Annotated in this window: 25 protein-coding genes; 18 read left to right on the top strand and 7 right to left on the bottom strand. The window is 53.2% G+C overall.

Going from position 1 to position 18,302, the window contains the following annotated elements:
* The first annotated feature begins 19 nt into the window (after nt 1-19).
* From rplF to folP, 13 genes are all read left to right on the top strand, one after another.
* Entirely contained in the window at nt 20-553 is a 534-nt protein-coding gene (gene rplF / locus ACR2TX_RS02015; protein WP_077731301.1) for a 50S ribosomal protein L6, read from the top strand.
* Between the two features lie 7 nt (nt 554-560).
* Entirely contained in the window at nt 561-914 is a 354-nt protein-coding gene (gene rplR / locus ACR2TX_RS02010) for a 50S ribosomal protein L18 (RefSeq protein ID WP_077731300.1), read from the top strand.
* A gap of 8 nt (nt 915-922) precedes the next feature.
* Nucleotides 923-1,441: a 30S ribosomal protein S5 gene (gene rpsE, locus ACR2TX_RS02005; RefSeq protein ID WP_086135210.1), complete on the top strand. Its 519-nt coding sequence runs from the start codon at nt 923-925 to the stop codon at nt 1,439-1,441.
* Entirely contained in the window at nt 1,438-1,623 is a 186-nt protein-coding gene (rpmD, locus tag ACR2TX_RS02000) for a 50S ribosomal protein L30 (RefSeq protein WP_077731298.1), read from the top strand. Before rpsE ends, rpmD begins: the two co-directional genes overlap by 4 nt.
* Nucleotides 1,624-2,058 (top strand): 50S ribosomal protein L15, encoded by a 435-nt coding sequence (rplO, locus tag ACR2TX_RS01995; protein ID WP_077731297.1) that lies wholly within the window; start codon nt 1,624-1,626, stop codon nt 2,056-2,058. It abuts the gene before it with no gap.
* Nucleotides 2,059-3,384, top strand: a complete 1,326-nt coding sequence (gene secY, locus ACR2TX_RS01990; protein WP_077731296.1) for a preprotein translocase subunit SecY — start codon at nt 2,059-2,061, stop codon at nt 3,382-3,384. It begins immediately after the preceding gene.
* Nucleotides 3,385-3,427: 43 nt separating this feature from the next.
* On the top strand, nt 3,428-3,541 hold the full coding sequence (gene rpmJ / locus ACR2TX_RS01985) for a 50S ribosomal protein L36 (protein ID WP_077731295.1): 114 nt from the start codon (nt 3,428-3,430) through the stop codon (nt 3,539-3,541).
* An 83-nt stretch (nt 3,542-3,624) separates the two neighbouring features.
* Nucleotides 3,625-3,981 (top strand): 30S ribosomal protein S13, encoded by a 357-nt coding sequence (rpsM, locus tag ACR2TX_RS01980; RefSeq protein WP_077731294.1) that lies wholly within the window; start codon nt 3,625-3,627, stop codon nt 3,979-3,981.
* Between the two features lie 33 nt (nt 3,982-4,014).
* Nucleotides 4,015-4,401, top strand: coding sequence for a 30S ribosomal protein S11 (gene rpsK, locus ACR2TX_RS01975; RefSeq protein WP_077731293.1), 387 nt, complete (start codon nt 4,015-4,017; stop codon nt 4,399-4,401).
* A 15-nt stretch (nt 4,402-4,416) separates the two neighbouring features.
* A complete protein-coding gene (gene rpsD, locus ACR2TX_RS01970) occupies nt 4,417-5,037 on the top strand; it encodes a 30S ribosomal protein S4 (RefSeq protein WP_077731292.1) in 621 nt (206 codons plus the stop codon).
* Between the two features lie 16 nt (nt 5,038-5,053).
* Nucleotides 5,054-6,049 (top strand): DNA-directed RNA polymerase subunit alpha, encoded by a 996-nt coding sequence (locus ACR2TX_RS01965; RefSeq protein ID WP_077731291.1) that lies wholly within the window; start codon nt 5,054-5,056, stop codon nt 6,047-6,049.
* Nucleotides 6,050-6,068: 19 nt separating this feature from the next.
* Nucleotides 6,069-6,434, top strand: coding sequence for a 50S ribosomal protein L17 (rplQ, locus tag ACR2TX_RS01960; RefSeq protein ID WP_077731290.1), 366 nt, complete (start codon nt 6,069-6,071; stop codon nt 6,432-6,434).
* A gap of 221 nt (nt 6,435-6,655) precedes the next feature.
* On the top strand, nt 6,656-7,465 hold the full coding sequence (gene folP / locus ACR2TX_RS01955) for a dihydropteroate synthase (RefSeq protein ID WP_156880772.1): 810 nt from the start codon (nt 6,656-6,658) through the stop codon (nt 7,463-7,465).
* A 94-nt stretch (nt 7,466-7,559) separates the two neighbouring features.
* Here folP and panD read toward each other — a convergent pair whose 3' ends face one another.
* Nucleotides 7,560-7,940 carry an aspartate 1-decarboxylase gene (gene panD, locus ACR2TX_RS01950; RefSeq protein ID WP_156880771.1) on the bottom strand — a complete coding sequence of 127 codons (381 nt, stop codon included), beginning with the start codon at nt 7,938-7,940 and terminating at the stop codon, nt 7,560-7,562.
* 507 nt (nt 7,941-8,447) lie between these two features.
* Here panD and tatA point away from each other — a divergent pair.
* Genes tatA through ACR2TX_RS01930 form a run of 4 tightly spaced genes read left to right on the top strand, consistent with a single transcriptional unit; the run spans nt 8,448 to nt 10,531 of the window.
* The gene (gene tatA, locus ACR2TX_RS01945; RefSeq protein WP_077731287.1) at nt 8,448-8,651 is read left to right on the top strand and encodes a twin-arginine translocase TatA/TatE family subunit; all 204 of its coding nucleotides are present in this window, start codon (nt 8,448-8,450) and stop codon (nt 8,649-8,651) included.
* A gap of 17 nt (nt 8,652-8,668) precedes the next feature.
* Complete coding sequence (gene tatB, locus ACR2TX_RS01940) at nt 8,669-8,995, top strand: Sec-independent protein translocase protein TatB (protein ID WP_077731286.1); 327 nt, start codon at nt 8,669-8,671, stop codon at nt 8,993-8,995.
* A 19-nt stretch (nt 8,996-9,014) separates the two neighbouring features.
* Nucleotides 9,015-9,764 carry a twin-arginine translocase subunit TatC gene (gene tatC, locus ACR2TX_RS01935; RefSeq protein WP_077731320.1) on the top strand — a complete coding sequence of 250 codons (750 nt, stop codon included), beginning with the start codon at nt 9,015-9,017 and terminating at the stop codon, nt 9,762-9,764.
* Between the two features lie 41 nt (nt 9,765-9,805).
* Nucleotides 9,806-10,531 (top strand): SAM-dependent chlorinase/fluorinase, encoded by a 726-nt coding sequence (locus ACR2TX_RS01930; RefSeq protein ID WP_156880770.1) that lies wholly within the window; start codon nt 9,806-9,808, stop codon nt 10,529-10,531.
* A gap of 21 nt (nt 10,532-10,552) precedes the next feature.
* Here ACR2TX_RS01930 and ACR2TX_RS01925 read toward each other — a convergent pair whose 3' ends face one another.
* The 3 genes from ACR2TX_RS01925 to ACR2TX_RS01915 all read right to left on the bottom strand — a co-directional run bounded on the left by ACR2TX_RS01925 (nt 10,553) and on the right by ACR2TX_RS01915 (nt 13,897).
* Entirely contained in the window at nt 10,553-11,392 is an 840-nt protein-coding gene (locus ACR2TX_RS01925; RefSeq protein ID WP_434131028.1) for an alpha/beta hydrolase, read from the bottom strand.
* A gap of 53 nt (nt 11,393-11,445) precedes the next feature.
* On the bottom strand, nt 11,446-13,224 hold the full coding sequence (locus tag ACR2TX_RS01920) for an Lnb N-terminal periplasmic domain-containing protein (protein ID WP_086135213.1): 1,779 nt from the start codon (nt 13,222-13,224) through the stop codon (nt 11,446-11,448).
* Nucleotides 13,225-13,384: 160 nt separating this feature from the next.
* The gene (locus ACR2TX_RS01915; RefSeq protein WP_168183888.1) at nt 13,385-13,897 is read right to left on the bottom strand and encodes a DUF3015 domain-containing protein; all 513 of its coding nucleotides are present in this window, start codon (nt 13,895-13,897) and stop codon (nt 13,385-13,387) included.
* Nucleotides 13,898-14,234: 337 nt separating this feature from the next.
* Here ACR2TX_RS01915 and ACR2TX_RS01910 point away from each other — a divergent pair, with 337 nt between their 5' ends.
* Nucleotides 14,235-15,635 (top strand): AMP-binding protein, encoded by a 1,401-nt coding sequence (locus ACR2TX_RS01910; RefSeq protein WP_434131024.1) that lies wholly within the window; start codon nt 14,235-14,237, stop codon nt 15,633-15,635.
* A gap of 108 nt (nt 15,636-15,743) precedes the next feature.
* Here ACR2TX_RS01910 and ACR2TX_RS01905 read toward each other — a convergent pair whose 3' ends face one another.
* The 3 genes from ACR2TX_RS01905 to dapC form a co-directional block, all read right to left on the bottom strand.
* Nucleotides 15,744-16,148 (bottom strand): hypothetical protein, encoded by a 405-nt coding sequence (locus ACR2TX_RS01905; protein WP_077731281.1) that lies wholly within the window; start codon nt 16,146-16,148, stop codon nt 15,744-15,746.
* 61 nt (nt 16,149-16,209) lie between these two features.
* On the bottom strand, nt 16,210-17,025 hold the full coding sequence (gene dapD, locus ACR2TX_RS01900) for a 2,3,4,5-tetrahydropyridine-2,6-dicarboxylate N-succinyltransferase (protein ID WP_086135216.1): 816 nt from the start codon (nt 17,023-17,025) through the stop codon (nt 16,210-16,212).
* 16 nt (nt 17,026-17,041) lie between these two features.
* Entirely contained in the window at nt 17,042-18,238 is a 1,197-nt protein-coding gene (dapC, locus tag ACR2TX_RS01895; protein ID WP_077731279.1) for a succinyldiaminopimelate transaminase, read from the bottom strand.
* Nucleotides 18,239-18,302 lie beyond the last annotated feature (64 nt).

The raw sequence follows: 18,302 nt of genomic DNA, 5'->3' as shown, positions 1-18,302 counted from the left end.
CGAGCATAGAGACTTATCAATGTCCAGAATAGCAAAAAATCCGGTCGCTCTTCCGAAAGGAGTGGAGGCTAGCATTTCCGGTGACGTAATCACCGTAAAGGGTGCTAAAGGTGCGCTGACTCGCAGTTTGAGTCCCAAAGTTCGAGTTGAAATCGCAGACGGTCATATATCGATTTTAGCCGATAAAGCCGATAGACAAGCTAATGCGCTTGCTGGTAGCACGCGTGCAAACATTGCGAATATGGTAACGGGCGTGAGCGTTGGCTTCGCTCGTAAATTGACGATGGTTGGCGTTGGCTATAGGGCTCAAGCGAAAGGAGACGTATTGAGTCTCTCGCTGGGATTTTCCCACCCTCTTGAGCTTACCGCTCCGGAGGGTATTACGATCGAAACGCCCTCCCAGACCGAGATTGTGGTCAAGGGGTGCGACAAACAGCGGGTGGGTCAGGTTGCTGCCGACATCAGAGCATATCGACCACCGGAGCCTTATAAGGGAAAAGGTGTTCGATACGCGGAAGAGGAAGTCGTCAGAAAAGAAGCGAAAAAGAAGTAGGTGATTGATGGATAAGAAATCGGCGAGATTGAAGCGGGCGACGAAAGCCAGAGCGATCATCAAGTCATTAGGCGTGAATCGGCTTACCGTCCATCGGACGCCGCGTCATATCTATGCACAGGTAACGAGCGCCGATGGGGCGCTGGTCCTCGCGTCGGCATCTACGTTGCAGCCGGATATCAAGGCCAGCTTGGCGTCGACCGGAAACGTTGAGGCGGCCAAAGCGATTGGCAGGCTAATAGCGGAACGGGCGCTGTCGGCGGGAGTATCAAATGTGGCCTTCGATCGATCAGGATTCAAATATCACGGTCGTGTCAAAGCATTGGCTGACGCCGCGCGTGAAGCCGGGCTTGGGTTTTAGGGGGAGTTATGGCGAGCCTAAACGTTCAGAGCAGTTCGGCCGAAGGGTTTCAGGAAAAGTTGGTCGCGGTCAGGCGCGTCGCCAAAGTTGTAAAGGGCGGCCGTCAGTTCGGGTTCACCGCGTTAACTGTTGTTGGTGACGGGAATGGTCGGATCGGGTATGGCTTGTGCAAAGCGCGCGAAGTTCCTGTCGCGATCCAGAAGTCAATGGAGCAAGCCCGGAGAAATATGCGTAAGGTGAGCCTCAACGGTGACACCTTGCATTACGCAATCACTGCTAGCACTGGGGCTGCCAAGGTATTTATGCAGCCGGCATCTCAAGGTACCGGGATCATCGCGGGAGGTGCGATGCGCGCGGTATTCGAGGTTGTTGGCATACATAATGTGCTTGCCAAGTGTATTGGAACAAATAACCCCATTAACGTCGTTCGCGCAACGATTAAAGGACTGACGGAGATCAGAGACCCTCGTTCCATCGCAGCCAAGCGCGGGAAATTGGCAGATAATCGTTCGGGGAAAGATAAATGAGCGAGAAGCAACTCAAAGTTACGCAGATAAAGAGCGAGATCGGGCGTCTTAAGTCTCACCAGGCGTGTCTTCGCGGGCTTGGCATCAGACGTATGCACCGACCGGTATACGTTAGCGCAACACCGGCTAACTGCGGGATGATCAACAAGGTTGCGTACATGCTCAAGATTGAGGATGCTTAAATGTTCCTAAATTCGATTAGGCCGTCGGAAGGCAGCAGAAAAAAGAGAACCCGCGTCGGGCGCGGCATTGGCTCTACATTGGGTAAGACCAGCGGAAAAGGACATAAAGGCCAAAAAGCCCGAGCCGGAGGCTTTCATAAGGTAGGATTCGAAGGCGGACAGATGCCGCTTCAACGGAGACTGCCGAAAGTCGGATTTAAATCGAGAGTAAAAGCGTTCGTCGCTGAGGTTCGGTTAAACGAACTTAATCGGCTGGCTGGCGAGAAAGTCGATATCCAAGCGTTAAAGGCGGCAAATTTGGTTCCGGCGCAGGCTCGCTCTGTCAAGGTTATTGACTCGGGAGAGTTGACGTCCTCGGTGACCCTTGTCGGCATTAAAGTTACGAAGGGCGCGCGTTCAAAAATCGAAGCGGCTGGCGGCACAATCGAGGCATAAGTGAGCATCGCGAACTCCACCCTAAGCGAAAGGTTTGGTAGGCTCACAGAGCTTCGCCAACGGCTTCTCTTCGTAATCGGCGCTCTCGTCGTTTACCGAATTGGGGCACACGTTCCCATTCCTGGAGTTGATCCAAAGGCTTTGGCTGCGATGTTCGCGCAGCAAGGCGGGTCGATACTGGACATGGTGAACATGTTTTCAGGGGGCGCGCTGAAGCGCCTGAGTATATTTGCTCTTGGGATCATGCCGTATATCTCGGCTTCAATCATTATGCAATTGATGGCAGGCGTAATCCCGAAGCTGGAGCAGATAAAAAAAGAGGGTGAGTCAGGGCGGAAAAAAATCAACCAGTACACAAGGTACGGCACCGTTTTTCTCGCAACGTTCCAGGCCATCGGAGTCGGGCTTGCGCTACAAAACCAATCCGCCTCAGGTGTCCCTGTCGTTATTAGCCCGGGAATTCACTTCCTGTTTATCACGGCTGTGTCGCTGGTCTGCGGAACCGTGTTTTTGATGTGGCTTGGCGAGCAGGTTACGGAACGAGGGATTGGAAATGGGATATCTATCATAATTTTTGCCGGTATTGTGGCTGGGCTTCCGTCGGCAGTTGGCGGCACCCTCGAATTAGCGCGAACCGGTGAATTGAGCATGATGAGTATCGTCGCTCTGTTTGGTATTGCGCTAGCAGTAACGGCGCTCGTCGTGTTTGTTGAGCGGGGGCAGCGGCGGATTACCATTAATTATGCGAAACGGCAGGAAGGACGGCGGATGTATGCTGCTCACAAGAGTTTTCTGCCCTTGAAGTTGAATATGTCGGGTGTGATACCGCCGATATTTGCGTCTAGTATCATCCTATTTCCTGCAACGTTGGCGGGTTGGTTCGGAAACACTAAGAACCTTGGTTGGCTGCAGGATATCGCCACAACTTTATCACCCGGGCAACCGCTATACGTGTTGTGCTACGCCGGCGCGATCGTCTTTTTTTGCTTTTTCTATGCCGCGTTGGTGTTCAACTCGAATGAAACGGCGGAGAACCTGAAGAAATCGGGCGCGTTTATTCCGGGTGTCAGGCCTGGCCAGCAAACCGCAGCCTATATTGATGCCGTGATGACGCGTTTGACATTGGCGGGCGCCATTTACATTACCGCTGTATGCTTGCTGCCCGAATTTTTAATCGTTTATTGGAACGTGCCGTTCTATTTCGGCGGAACCTCTCTGCTGATCATAGTGGTGGTGGTAATGGATTTTATGTCACAAATCCAAACCTACATCATTTCGCACCAGTATGAAGGTTTACTAAAGAAGTCCAATATCAAGCTCAGTTAACCTGGTTTTAGAATCACGGTTTACAATCATCAGGGGAATTTTAATGAAGGTTCGTGCGTCAGTTAAGAAGATCTGCCGAAACTGCAAGATTTTGAAGAGAAAAGGGATTGTTCGCATAATATGTAAGGATGCGCGTCATAAGCAGCGCCAAGGCTAATCATTGAATAGCGTATTCTTAAATGACGTGGTATGATGCGAGATTCAGCCTAAGTCTAGAGAGTTGATGTGGAGGCAGGATAAATGGCACGAATTGCGGGAGTTAATATCCCGGATCACAAGCACCTAGTTATTTCGCTTACGGCGATTTATGGTATCGGCAGATCTAGGGCATCACTGATTTGTGAGAATGTTGGTCTGAGCCCCTCGGTTAAGGTCAGGGAACTCGGGGACAGTGATATCGAGCGCATCCGCGAGGAAGTTGCGAAGTTTGTTGTGGAAGGGGATCTTCGGCGCGAGAGCGCGATGAATATCAAGCGCCTAATGGACTTGGGTTGTTATCGTGGAATGCGGCATCGGCGAGGTCTCCCTGTTCGCGGGCAACGGACCCGTACTAACGCACGAACCAGAAAAGGTCCGCGACGGCCGATTCGCAAATAAATCTAAAGAGTGGTTTCGAGGTAAGACATCGACATGGCTGCATCTAGTCGTCCCGCAAAACGGATTAAACGAGATATTTCTGACGGAGTTGTTCACATCAGCGCGTCATTCAATAACACCATAATAACGATTACAGATCGTAAGGGTAATGCGCTCGCATGGGCAACTGCTGGGGCCTCGGGGTTTCGCGGGTCTCGGAAAAGCACGCCGTTTGCTGCTCAGGTCGCCGCAGAAAAGGTGGGAAGCATAGTAAAGGATTATGGCGTGAAGAATCTGGATGTGCGAATAAAGGGACCTGGGCCAGGCAGAGAGTCGGCGGTAAGGACGCTCAATAATATGGGATTTAAGATCACGAATATTATTGATGACACACCGATACCGCACAATGGGTGCCGTCCTCCAAAGAAACGGCGGGTATAAGCAGAGGGGCGAAAAATGGCTAGATATCTAGGGCCGAAGTGCAAGCTCAGTAGAAGAGAAGGCACGGATCTGTTTCTTAAATCGCGCGGCAAGTCGCTCGAAGGAAAGTGCAAGCTCGATCAACAGCCGGGGCAGCACGGCCAGAAGCGCGCCCGTATGTCGGACTACGCAACTCAGCTCCGCGAGAAGCAGAAGCTGCGCAGAATTTACGGCGTATTGGAGCGCCAATTCCGGAATTATTATAAGGCCGCGTCGAGCAGAAAGGGATCAACCGGCGAAAACTTGCTGAACCTGCTCGAGTCTCGTTTAGATAACGTGGTCTATCGCATGGGTTTTGCTTCCACCAGGGCCGAAGCGCGCCAGCTTGTTAGCCACAAAGCGATTACGGTTAATGGCAAGGTCTTGAATGTGCCGTCCTACCAAGTCGCGCCAGGAGATGTTGTCTCAGTACGGGAAAAGGCAAAGAATCAGCTAAGAGTTAAAGATGCACTGCAAGTTTTGGAACAGTATGGATTTCCTGCTTGGGTGGATGTCGACGCAAAGCAAATGCGGGGCGTGTTTAAGTCAGTGCCTGAACGTAGTGATCTGGGCGCTGAAATAAACGAGCAACTGGTTGTCGAGTTGTACTCCAAATAATTGTTGTTCCTAATCGATGCAAAACTACTTGGCGAATCTAATTAAACCGCGGTTGGTTGACGTCAATCCCATAGATCGAAACAGTGCGAGGATTGTAATCGAGCCTCTGGAAAGGGGGTTTGGTCATACCCTGGGCAATGCGCTGAGGCGAGTTCTGCTCTCCTCGATACCCGGCTGTGCAGTTACGGAAGTAACAATAGAAGGGGTATTGCATGAGTACTCTACGATAGATGGCGTTCAAGAAGACGTTATTGACATTCTTTTGAACCTTAAGAACCTCGCGATTCGTATACCGACCGGACAAGAGGTTACGCTTAAGATAAACAAGTCGGGTCCTGGCAAAGTTACCGCAAGCGACATAGAGCTTACCCACGATGCGGAAATTCTTAACCCGGAGTTGGAGATCGCGAATCTGACGCACTCCGGGAAGTTAAGCATGACGCTCAAAGTTGAAAAGGGTCGAGGATATCAGCCGGTGGGCGCGCGGAATTCCGGGCAGGCGGAAACCGCAGTTGGCGTGCTTAATATCGACGCTTCTTTTAGCCCGATTCGGCGCGTCTCGTATTTGGTAGAGAACGCTCGTGTCGAGCAGCGTACGGATCTAGATAAGCTTATTCTGGAGCTGGAAACTAATGGGACGGTTGATCCAGAAGAAGCGGTTCGACAAGCTGCATCGATTTTGAACGAACACCTATCGGTATTCGTTGCCCTCAAAAGTGAGGAGACGCCGAGAATCAGCGAAGAAAGGCCGCAGTTCGATCCGTTGCTGCTTCGGTCGGTTGATGATCTCGAACTGACTGTTCGCTCCGCTAATTGCTTGAAGGCGGAAAACATATTCTACATCGGCGATCTGATTCAAAGGACCGAAGTGGATTTGCTCAAAACCCCAAACCTTGGAAAGAAGTCGCTGACTGAAATTAAGGATGTTTTGGCGACGAAGGGTTTGTCACTTGGCATGCGACTTGAAAATTGGCCTCCCGAGGGTCTTAAACGTGACCAACAAGACTCTTAAATTTGTGTGGGTGTAACAAATGCGGCATCGTAATTCGGGTAGAAAACTAAATATTACCGGCAGTCACCGAAACGCCTTGTTTCGAAACCTAACTGCCTCCTTGATCCAACATGAGATCATTCAAACGACTTTGCCGAAAGCGAAAGAGATCAGGCGGTTTGCTGAGCCTTTGATCACCTTGTCGAAGAAGAATAGCGTAGCCGCACGACGCCTTGCGTTTGCGCGTATCAGAGACCGTGACGCAGTTGTAAAACTGTTCGACGAGTTAGGACCCCGATTTAAGGATCGGCCGGGTGGCTATTTAAGGATTTTGAAATGCGGTTTCCGCAGGGGCGATGCCACACCCATGGCATACGTAGAACTTGTTGATCGGTCAAACGCATAAGAGCCGGACGCCGGCTAAGGTGCAAGATTGGCCTGAATGGCCAATGTCGTTGGCCCGCTTATGCGGGCCAATTGCTCTGCAGCAAAGTAAAGTTTTCCGCATTGCCTAGCCTACTCATATAACGTAGGAAGCGGCTGAGAAAATATCGGTCGCTCATTTATACTACCGTCACCGAGCGGAATTTTCGGCATCTAACGGTGCTCTTGCGCGGGAACTCCGTCATGCAATATAAGCCCCTTATCATGGGGATTCTGAACGTAACTCCAGATAGCTTTTCGGATGGTGGCCGGTATTGTGTGCCAGCGGACGCGTTATTGCATGCGCAACGTATGGTATTAGAGGGTGCGGATATCATCGATATCGGTGGGGAGTCTACGCGGCCCGGCTCAGAGCCGGTTAGCGAAGAGGAGCAACTTAGCCGCGTCATTCCGGTCGTTCGTACTTTGCGCAGCCATTTGCCGTACAATGTGATGTTAAGCGTCGATACGACAAGAAGTCGCGTCGCAGAGGAAGCGATATCTGCTGGCGTAAACATGGTGAATGATATCTCGGCCGGTAGGGATGACCCAAGGATGTTCTCGGTAGCAGCAAAGGTTGGTGTGCCGTTGGTACTTATGCATATGCAGGGCGAGCCAAAAGGTATGCAAGATAACCCCGTGTATACGGATGTAGTCGAAGAAGTATTGGTGTTCTTAATGGAACGGGCAGAAGCTGCAATGAAAGAAGGGGTTGCGGCCGAGAACATTGTCATCGATCCTGGCATCGGGTTTGGAAAGCGGAAAGACGACAATCTGCGGTTGATTAAAGAGCTAAGTCGCTTCGTGGCGACGGGTTATAAGGTTTTATTAGGGACAAGCAGGAAGCGCTTTATGGGGGCGATCTGCGGCGAGAGTCATCCGCCGGAACTGGTGGGGGCGACGATAGCAACTACTGTTCTTGGAGTATCGGCTGGAGTGGCTTTGTTTCGCGTGCACGATGTTAAGCCCAACCGTCAGGCTGCGGATGTGACCGCGGCGGTTTTGCGGATGTGAATTGGCGGCACGATGGCGAACTGTCAGTTAGTCCCGGCGATTCGGCTAAGTTATTAAATGCAAACCGCTAAATCAATAGGTGACGCAGTTGAGCTCAGGCTGCTTGTATGGGTATCGACTGACCCGTCCGGACGATTTGGTTGTGTTCTCCAAGATAGATCAGTGTGGGTTTATAGCCGATGAGTTCGCTCTGATTTAACCCTACGTAGGCGCATATAATCATGATGTCTCCAGGAGCAGCAAGACGAGCGGCAGCGCCATTGACAGAAATTACGCCCGATCCCTCTTGTGCGCGAATGGCGTAGGTAGTGAACCTTTGCCCGTTGTTAACATTATAAACGTGGATTTGTTCATATTCTCTGATTCCCGAGCGTTCGAGTAGCAAACCATCAATGGCACAAGAGCCCTCATACTCGAGTTCGGAGTGTGTCACTCGAGCTCTGTGTAGCTTTGCTTTGAGCATCATCGTTTGCATACGGTAAACCTGTGAGTAGGCTCGTTCGAGTCGGGGATTATCCAGAAAAAGCTAGACAGTAGCAACCCGGCGTAGAATTAGTCGGCTTGGCGAAACCATTCATTATAGGTGATTAAGGCAGAACGTCGCAAGGAAAGTGCCAGCGATCTTGTCTCTTGGCCGGAGGGGCTGTTATGGATGATTTACCTTAGGCACTGAGGTGTCAGCGGTCGCCAAGGTCGGAGTGAAACGGGATGTCGGATGGAAGTAGTGCTAGTTTTATACGGTAGGCCTAACTTATTTAATTTTGTGCGGTCTTATTTTCGTGGTTTTAATTTGCAGTGGCCAGCTCGCTCTATGTGCCCGTAAATTCTTTAACAGTAGAATATGGCGATTACCAATGACCAAGAAACGGATGCAGAGAATCGTACTGGATCTTGGCCGGGAAAATGCCTGGTTATTTTTAACGAAGCGAATTCGGTAATATCTCTCGAGTTAACGTCACTAAAAGCATGTAGGAGTAAATTGATGGGTATCGGTATATGGGAGCTACTGCTCCTTTTCTTGATCGTACTGTTGTTGTTCGGCACCAAACGACTACGTAACATTGGCGGCGATCTGGGATCGGCAATAAAGAGTTTTCGTAGTGCGATGAGCGAGGGGGACGAAGAGAAATCCGGGAGGACGATCGACGGAGAGGCGGTCCACGAGAACAAAGACAAGACGACCTAACAACGATTCAAAAAAGCATGTTCGATATTGGCTTTTGGGAATTGGTCTTGGTAGGTGTCGTATCGCTTCTGGTGTTCGGTCCGGAGCGTCTACCCAAGGTGGCAAGAGAGGTCGCACTGTGGGTTCGAAGGGCTCGTGCAATGGCCGCTTCGGTGAGGCAAGAAATTGACCATGAGCTTCAGTTGCAAGAGTTGCGTCAATCTTTATTAGAAGAAAAGAAAAAGGTGGAGTTATTATCGACTCCGGTGCGACCTGGCAAAAAGAAAGATCGCGTGTCGATATCTGATCCGAACGAAACGGACGAAAAAGAGCCTGCTTCTAAGCACCGCGATGGTGAACTATAAAAAGTATAGTCGGGGACAGATGCAAGACACCGAGCAACCTTTTATTTCTCACCTAGTAGAACTACGGGATAGACTGCTGCGGTGCATACTCGTGGTTTTGTTTGTTTTTATGAGCATGGCCTATTTTGCCAACGAGATCTACGCTTATTTGGCAGGGCCGCTCATGAAGCATTTGCCGCCCGGTTCGCAAATGATCGCGATCGATGTCGCCTCGCCATTCCTGACACCGTTCAAGCTTACGCTGGTGGCGGCGGTTTTCCTGTCGATACCGTATATTCTTTACCAAGTTTGGGCCTTTGTCGCGCCGGGCTTATATGAGCATGAGCGCCGTCTGGTGCTGCCGCTTCTGTTTGCAAGTACAGTGCTGTTTTATGGGGGTATGGCGTTTGCCTATTATCTGGTCTTCCCTCTGATTTTCGGGTTCCTGACCGCAACGGCGCCGGCGGGAGTAGCGGTAATGACCGATATTACGCATTACCTGGATTTCGTACTAACTTTGTTCTTCGCTTTCGGGGTCTCGTTTGAGGTTCCAATTGCGACCATCGTGCTAATTTGGAGCGGCATTTCTACCCGAGAGAGCCTGTCCGAAAAACGGCCTTACATTATTGTGGCCGCTTTTGTCATCGGAATGGTGCTTTCACCTCCCGACGTGGTTTCGCAAAGTCTTTTGGCAGTGCCCATCTGGCTGCTGTTCGAGTTGGGGCTTGTATTTTCGCGATTGTTTCGGCCTAGACGCATAGAGCAGATTCCAAACCTCCAAGACGAGTAAGGTCAGACCATAGCCGTCAATCCGCTGTTGCTGACACCGATATGATTTTTCTATTTACCGATTTCGGTTCAGAGGGGCCGTATCTTGGGCAAATGGAAGCGGTGCTGCGATTGCGGGCGCCGGGAGTCGACATTGTAAATCTCGTTAGCAACGCACCCATGGGCGAGCCCCGGTGGAGTTCATATCTACTCGCAGCCCTGTGCAAACAACTTCCGACCGGTAGCGTATTTCTTGCCGTGGTCGATCCCGGCGTCGGCGGTGAACGGTTGCCGGTTGTTCTACAAGCGGATGGGCAATGGTTTGTGGGGCCGGATAACGGTCTCCTCAATACTGTGGCAGCGCAATCGGCCGAAGCGGAATGGCGGGTGATCGATTGGCGTCCAAGGATGCTCTCGTCGAGTTTCCACGGCCGCGATCTTTTCGCTCCTATCGCTGCACGCATTGCCACCCATGACTTCAGCTGGGCGAGCCACAACCATCAGAAACCGGATCTGATCGAATGGCCGTCCGATCTCGCCGAGATCATCTATTTCGATCACTACGGCAATGCCATTACTGGAATGCGGCACAGGACTGAATACTGCGGAATGACGCTCTGTGCAAATGGCCAGTCGTTACGGCAGGCTAACACATTTTGTTCGGTTCCCGCCACCCAAGCCTTCTGGTATCAAAACTCAATCGGACTGATTGAAATCGCAGTCAACTGTGGACGCGCCGATCGAGACTTAGAGCTGTCCCTCGGTACGGCCATTTCGTTCAAGGCTTAAGATTGTTGGTCGCTGGAGCGTTTAACGTCCATGTTCCTCGAGAAAAGAGAGCAAGCGTTGGCGGTTTTTCTCTTGACCAAAGGTGGCGATGTGAAATCCTTCGGTGACCCAGAGCGACTTGGGTTCGCCGGCCGCTTCGAACAGCGCGATGCTGTGACGGGCCGGCACTATGTCATCGGTTTCGCTGCAGATGATGAGCAGCGGCAATGGTGATATCTCGGCGATATTTTTGATCGGGCTATAGTCGTCCGGCATCAGTCGGGAGAGCGGATATTGTAGCGGCCACGTGATCGGGAATTGGGCCAGTTTGTCACGGGTGATTTCGCGATAGCTGGCAAACGGCGCATCCAAAACGATCGCAGTTAAGCGTTGGCGCGTTTCCGGACTCGCGCCCGCGAAGTAGGCGCCCAAGTTTGCACCCAGGCTTTGGCCTAAAAGGAAAAGGTTTCTGTTCGCTACGCGAGGCTCGCTCAAAAGCCATTGAAAGCCTGTAGCCACATCGGTCAACACTTCCGGCAGACCTGGCGAGCCGTCGGATAGTCCATAGCCGCGATAGTCGAGGAGAAACACCTGATATCCTTTTTCCGGCAGCCAGGCGACGCTATAGATGTGAGTGCTGATGTTCTGGGCATTGCCGTGGAGGAAAAATACCGTTCCGCGCGGGCCGCCGCGAGCAAACAAGAACCAGCCGTGTAATTTAATCCCGTCTGGGGTGACCAGGTTCACATCTTCGTATTTCAGGCCTAAGGCATCGGGTGTGAGCCGCATCGCCCGGTCCGGATAAAAAAGCAGGCTGGCGCATCCGGAAAGGCTAAGGGCGAACGGAATAATCAAAAGATTTCGGAAAAAGCATCGGGACACGGTAATGCTCCATCAGCGCCGGATGCAAATACGCGGCAATATTTGTTCGACTCTCAAAAATACCGCCGCACCGACAAAAGAAATTCACTCGCATAAGTACGCTCTCCCCGGTCTCGGCCGAGACGCAGGTTCAGCGCATAGTCCTTGCCTAGATTCACCGTATGGTCCAAGCGCAATCCGCCCGTGCAATACTCGTCTTCCACGATATAGCAGTCAATTCGAAAATCCAGCAGTCCCTGCCCGCCCAGGCCGCGATACAGCCAGCCGATGCGGGGGCCAAGCCCGATATCGACGTTCGGTCGAACCGACTCGCTTACTTCAAGCGTGCCGTTCACTAGGCCGAAGATCATTCCGTCGCCGATGCTGTAGCTCAAACCGACGCCTCCGTCCAGATAGCCGACCAACGGTCGGCCGGTTTCAAGCAATTTTCGCCGGGCGCCGAGGCCGACGGACCAGGACAAGGGCTGGATAAACTCTGTGCGCGGGGTTAATGATGCGATATTGATGACATCCACGGCTTCGACGCGGAATCTCTCGTCTTCGTAATACCGGACACTGGCATCGAGAAATTTGATCTGGGCTCCCAGCCGGTAGCCGGCTAAAGGATCGGTCAGATCGTGATAGGCGGAGCGCAATCGGAATGAGCCGAACGCCGTATGATCGAAAAAACCGAAGCCGAGGTCGGCGCGCCAAGGCTTGTGCCCTTCATCATCCCGAGTGGCCGGACGCTCCGGCGGTTTTAGCGGTGAAACGTCATCGATCCGGCTGCGGGCCAGCAGGAGTTTATAACTCAGACCGGCAACACGCTCCCTCGGCAATTTGTCGGCCAACGACCGGTAGCGCAAAGACTCGTATGCCGTCTCCAGTGTAGCCGCTTGTTCGGCGGCAGACATCGGTCTAAGAGCAGCGCTGTCCAGCGCGATTTTTCCATCTGCCAACTGTCTGGCCACGCGGCGTTGGTCAGACGTGAGCTGGCGGGTATGCTCGTTCAACACCGTTGCCGCGGATGGACGGTAATCCACATGCTCGACCAATCCCGCATCAACGATGGCGCGCACGGTATCCGAGGGAATGGAGCGGTAGGGAAATTTCTCCCGAAGCGCAAGAGCCGGACGCACGACATCCAGCAAGCTCAAAATACGATAAGAGCAGTTTTCTCCGATAAAGTAATAGTCGAACCGAATCGGCCGAATTTCCCAGACGTGACGGATCAGTTGCGCGGTTTCGGCGGGCGACAGGTTAAGGGAATATTCCCAAATATCGCGGTTTTCGAAGTCGCTGTATTCCTTAACTTTTTCATAAAACGGCTGTACCGAAATCACGCCCGGATAGCCACCGAACAGACCTCGGTACGCGTAGAACAATTCGTTGTCCGCCACATTCACGTCCGCCGCATAATTGATCGTATGGGCCAGCAGACGTGCATTTTCATCCTGATTTTCGCGGTCCAGGCGCAAAAAAGTATGCCCGAACATGGATGACGGGCTGTTCAGGTAGGATGCGGGAAAGATCAGGCTTACCGAATGGGCCTTCAGGGTCTCGGTCCATTCGGAAAACGCTTTGCAGTCGTGATCCGAAGATAGCGAACCGCCGAAATCGAGCCGGCTTTTTAGCCAATGATAACGAGCGGGAAATCGGCACCGAGGGTGCTCGTCTCCGTCTCCTGGCGCAAAATAGGCTAGAAGGGTGGCGGATAATTCCGCGTCGGGATCGTGTTGACCCGTTTCGGCAAGAAAAAAGGCCGGGTCGTCCGCATCGCTGGCCCAGTCTCCGAAGGGAGTGCGCCGGTAATGGCCCAGGGCCAGCCAGGTAGGGTCGTCGTGCAGACGCATCGCTCGCGCCTGTCGAAGCAGTATCGAGGGATTTTCCGACCCAAAGGCGCGGAAAGCTGCCGTCTGAAATGTCAGAGCAACAACGAGGCATAAGAGCGACTTCACGGCGGATGAAAGAAGAGGCGCTTCATATTTCGGGGAGCGCCTCGCAAGCTAGGGATCAGCCGACGTACTTCGCCAATGCGGAGTCGGACTTCATCACGACGATCAAGGCGTCCATTACCTCGTCGCTGGTAACGGATTCTCGCGGATAAATCACGGCGAAATGTTTCTTGACCAGCGCGAAAAAGGCCAGGCGATCTTCTTTTGCGATGCCCATAACTTCGGAAAGCCCGGCAAGTGTTTCGCCGTTTCCGCGAGACATGTCCTCGGCCAGCTTGGTCATGTTGGCCCCGATGTACATGCGGCCGCCCCTGTAGCGAATGGTTTGGTTGGCGTCGCAACCGTTGGTGCCGGAGGATATACCGAAAGTGTTGTTGCCGAAGCTGCCATTGGTGGTAATCGCGAGTGAATGGGCGCCGACGCCGCTGTTGCCGTCGAACAGCAACGCTCCCCAGCCGCAACCACTCGCGCCATCTCCCCTGGGACCGGCTCCTTGGGTATGGCTGGTCGCGTGGGCTAGGATAGGACTGATTAACAACAAACCACCCATCACTGTCATCATCTTTTTCATTGGAATTCTCCTTGAGGTTGTTGAACTTAGATCGACACGGGGCGCGAAATGAAGCGCCATTCCCTTAATACCAGATTGTGCCGAAGCTTGTAAATTTATCTGCTGGTTTAAGTCGAGTTTGGAGCGGATTTCAATGTTTCAGTCCGGCAAATTGGCGCGACGTTTTGCAGGCAGGTCGTATTGCAGGAATTCTTCTGGCAAAAACTAGAGATGGAACGCCGGCTCCAAAAGAGTTACGGTTTGTATACAGGAGAATACAGTTGCTTCATTTAAATACCTTAGCGCTTTGCGTATAGTTTTTGCGCAACATTCATCCTAAAAATAGTGAATAACACCCGTGGCAAACAGGCCATTAACGAAATATCAAGACAAGATCATCTCCCACGGCGCCAGCCTCCTCAGGCCGCACTATCCATTGATCGACCGTTTTAGCGATGCCCGAATTATCGCTATTGATAACGGCCGTTCCATAACTTTGGGCGAATTTTTCCGGGAAGTAATCAATCTGGCGGCAAATCTCCCCGATCGTCCTTACATGGTCAATCTCTGCGAGAACCGATACCGGTTTCTCGCGGCTTTCGCCGCAGCCGTGTTCAAAGGGCAGATCAACCTGCTGCCGCCGAGCCGGGCACCTAGGGTCTTGCAGCAAGTGACGGAACAATATCCGCAGCTCTATTGTCTAGTTGACGGTCCGGAGTCTCCGGAAGGACTTGATACGATCGTCCGTTACGATTGCAGCCCACGACAGACGCCACGCCAGGACGCTTACATCCCGGAAATTCCGGGAGATCAAGTAGTTGCAATCGCGTTTACGTCCGGTAGCACAGGCCAGCCGAAAGCTCACGTCAAAACGTGGCTGAGCTTTTGCGAGAGTGCGAAACTGATCGGGGCTGGCCTAGGTTTGAGGCCGGAGCAGTCGGCTAGTGTCATCGCCACGGTACCGCCGCAGCACATGTACGGTCTCGAGACCAGTATTCTTCTGCCGCTTTGCCTTGGCGGAATGGCGCTGCACTCCGGTAAGCCTTTTTTTTCGGCCGATATCCGCGCCGCTTTGGAATTGTGCCCGGAGCCGCGAATCCTCGTAACGACGCCGGTGCACATACGGGCACTGATCGAGGCCGGGGAAGATCTTCCGGAGATCGAGCTCATCGTCTCCGCTACGGCACCGCTTTCTCGCGACTGGGCAGCCAAGGCGGAAGGTCTGTTTCGAACCCGCGTGCTGGAGATTTACGGCTGTACGGAAGCGGGATCGATTGCCTCCCGCCGCACGAGTCGAGACGACATGTGGCATGCGTTCGACGGCGTGCGTTTTCAGGCGAAAGGTGGCGAATCATGGGTCGATGCCCACCATCTTCCCGGACCTGTCGTGTTGAACGATTTGATCGAATGTTGTGGCGCTCGGCAGTTCAAACTGTTGGGACGCAACGCGGATCTGGTCAACATCGCCGGAAAGCGCACCTCGCTCGGTGCTCTGAATCATGTGTTGAACGAGATAGACGGGGTCCGGGACGGGGTCTTTTTTTTGCCGGATGGCCCTGAAGGGACCGTCCGCCTGATCGCTTTCGCCGTAGCTCCCGGCAAGACTAAGGAACAGCTGCTTGCAGAATTGCAGGCGCGTCTCGATCCGGTTTTCCTGCCTCGCCCTTTGTATTTGCTGGACAAATTGCCTCGTTCGGAGACCGGCAAGTTGCCCCGACAAACTTTGGCCGAGATGGCGGAGCAATTGTCGACGATTTGACCGTGGTGTTCTGCTTCGGTACTCGACGAGGAGTCGAAACGCTCTCCTGGGATAAAAAAGCCCCGCAGTGTGAGCAGGGCTTCGCATTTTCGAGGACAACCAACCCGTTTATTTAACCTTGATCAGTTCTCGCCCTTCGCTGTCGAAATGGCAGATGCCTGCGACGAAATATTTACAGTCCGGCGATTGCTCGACCTTGGCACCGTCATTGGACAGCAAAATCCTCAGCGCGCAATAGTGAGCTTCGCCTTCTGCCTGTTTTTTCAGCACGATCTCGTTTTCGCTGACTGCCTTGGCTTCGCCTGAAATTTCCGCGGAACATGATCTCCGGCCTTCCTCGGTCGAACCGGTGGGCTCGAAATCCACGTCCATGGTCACCTTGATGTCGTCTCCGAATTTGCGGATTTTAAGATGCTGGACATGATCGCCCTCACGACGGATGTAATGGTCCGTGGAGGCGAAAACATTTGCCGAAAACAACAGGGCGAAAGTCAAAAACAGGCTCTTCTTCATGGTATTACCTCGTAGTTGGGATGGAACTCTCCCGAATGGATTTGCGCGTCTCGGAATTCGATCAATCGCGTAGCAGTTCGTTGATACCGACTTTACTGCGGGTTTTTTCGTCCACCTGCTTGATGATGACTGCGCAATAAAGACTATGGCTTCCATCCTTCGCGGGCAGGTTTCCGGATACCACCACCGAGCCGGCCGGTACGCGTCCGTAAGTGATCTCGCCGGTCATTCGGTTGTAGATCTTGGTACTCTGGCCGATGTAGACACCCATGGAGATGACCGAACCTTCTTCGACGATCACCCCTTCGACGATCTCCGAGCGCGCACCGATGAAGCAGTTGTCCTCGATGATGGTGGGCGCAGCCTGCAAGGGTTCCAGCACGCCGCCGATACCGACGCCGCCGGACAGGTGCACGTTCTTGCCGATCTGGGCGCAGGAGCCCACCGTCGCCCAGGTGTCGACCATCGTGCCGGAATCGACGTAAGCGCCGATATTGACGAACGACGGCATCAGCACGACACCGGGGCCGATGTAGGCGCCGTGCCGGACGGTCGCCGGCGGCACCACGCGGGCGCTCATGGCGGCAAAGTGTTCCGGCCTGAAGCCGCCGAATTTCGGTTCGACCTTGTCGAAATATTTCGTCTCGCCGCCTTCCATGATGCGGTTGTCGGAGATCCGGAAAGACAGCAGCACGGCTTTCTTGAGCCATTGATTGACGACCCAATCCCCGTTTTTCTTTTCGGCGACACGGGCGCGTCCGCTGTCCAGCAACGTCAAGGCTTCCTGAACGGCTTCACGGATCACCGCGCTGGTCGAGGTCGGAGTGAGCTGGGCTCGGTCTTCAAAGGCTTCGTTGATGATGTTTTCTAAGGACATGGCTTTACTTTTCGATTTACATGGATTGAATGAACTCTCGAATGCGGTGGGCCGCCTCCACGCATTCCTCCAGAGGGGCGACCAAGGCTATCCTGACATGATTTTGGCCGGGATTGATCCCATGCGCTTCGCGGGACAGAAAACTGCCGGGCAGCACGGTCAGATTTTGCCGCGCATAAAGATCCTGCGCGAATTGGCAATCATCGCGGTGGACATCGGGCCAGAGATAGAAGCCGCCTGGCGGTATCGACAGATCCAGATGGTCCTTCAGAACGTCGTGGACTGCGGAGAACTTCCGCCGATACGCCGCTCGGCTTTCCGTGACATGCTTTTCATCTTGCCAGGCTTTGATGCTCGCGTGCTGAACCGGCAGCGAGAGCGCGCAGCCGTGATAGGTGCGATACCTCTGGTACTGCTTGAGGATATCGGCATCCCCGGCAACGAAACCGGACCGCAGTCCCGGCGCGTTGGAACGCTTGGAGAGGCTATGAAACACGACGCAGCGCTTGAATTCCGTATTGCCCATGTCATGGGCAGACTGCAGCAAGCTTGGAGGCGGAACCGATTCGTCAAGATAAATCTCGGAATAACACTCATCCGAAGCGATGATGAAATCATGGCGCTCGGACAGATTGATGAGCGCTCTATGCGTCTCGGCGCTAATGACGGAGCCTGAGGGATTGCCGGGCGAGCAGATGTAAATCAGCTGGCAACGTTCCCAAATCTTGTCCGGCACCGATTCGAAGTCCGGCAGATAGCCTGTTTCTCGTGTCGTATTGAGAAAATAGGGTTCCGCACCGCCCAGCAGGGCTGCGCCCTCGTAGATCTGATAGAACGGGTTGGGCATCAATACCAGCGGTTGCTCGGCGGCATCGATGACATACTGAGCGAACGAGAACAACGCCTCGCGGGTCCCGTTGCAGGGCAGTACGTGGCGTTCCGGGTCCACGCTCGCCGGAGGCAGGGAAAACCGGCGCGACAGCCAGTCCGCGATGGTTCGGCGCAGTTCCAAGAGCCCCTTGGTGGCCGGGTAATTGGCCAGCCCGTGGAGGTGCGCGATCAGGCTTTCGGCAATGAAGTGAGGCGTCGGATGCTTGGGCTCGCCTATCGACAGGGCAATATGAGGCTTGTCGCCCGGGGGAGTAATTCCTTGCTTGAGTTCGGACAGCTTTTCGAACGGGTAGGGCTGTAGTTTTTGCAGATGAGGATTCATGCCGGACGGTTCGGTTCCATAGTTCAGCGCCTTACCGCTTAAAAAGCGGGGCCATAGTATAAGG

The sequence above is a fragment of the Methylocaldum sp. GT1BB genome (assembly GCF_051027545.1).
GTDB lineage: Bacteria > Pseudomonadota > Gammaproteobacteria > Methylococcales > Methylococcaceae > Methylocaldum.
Note: the sequence above shows the minus strand (reverse complement) of the source record. Positions and strands in the feature narration are given on the sequence as shown.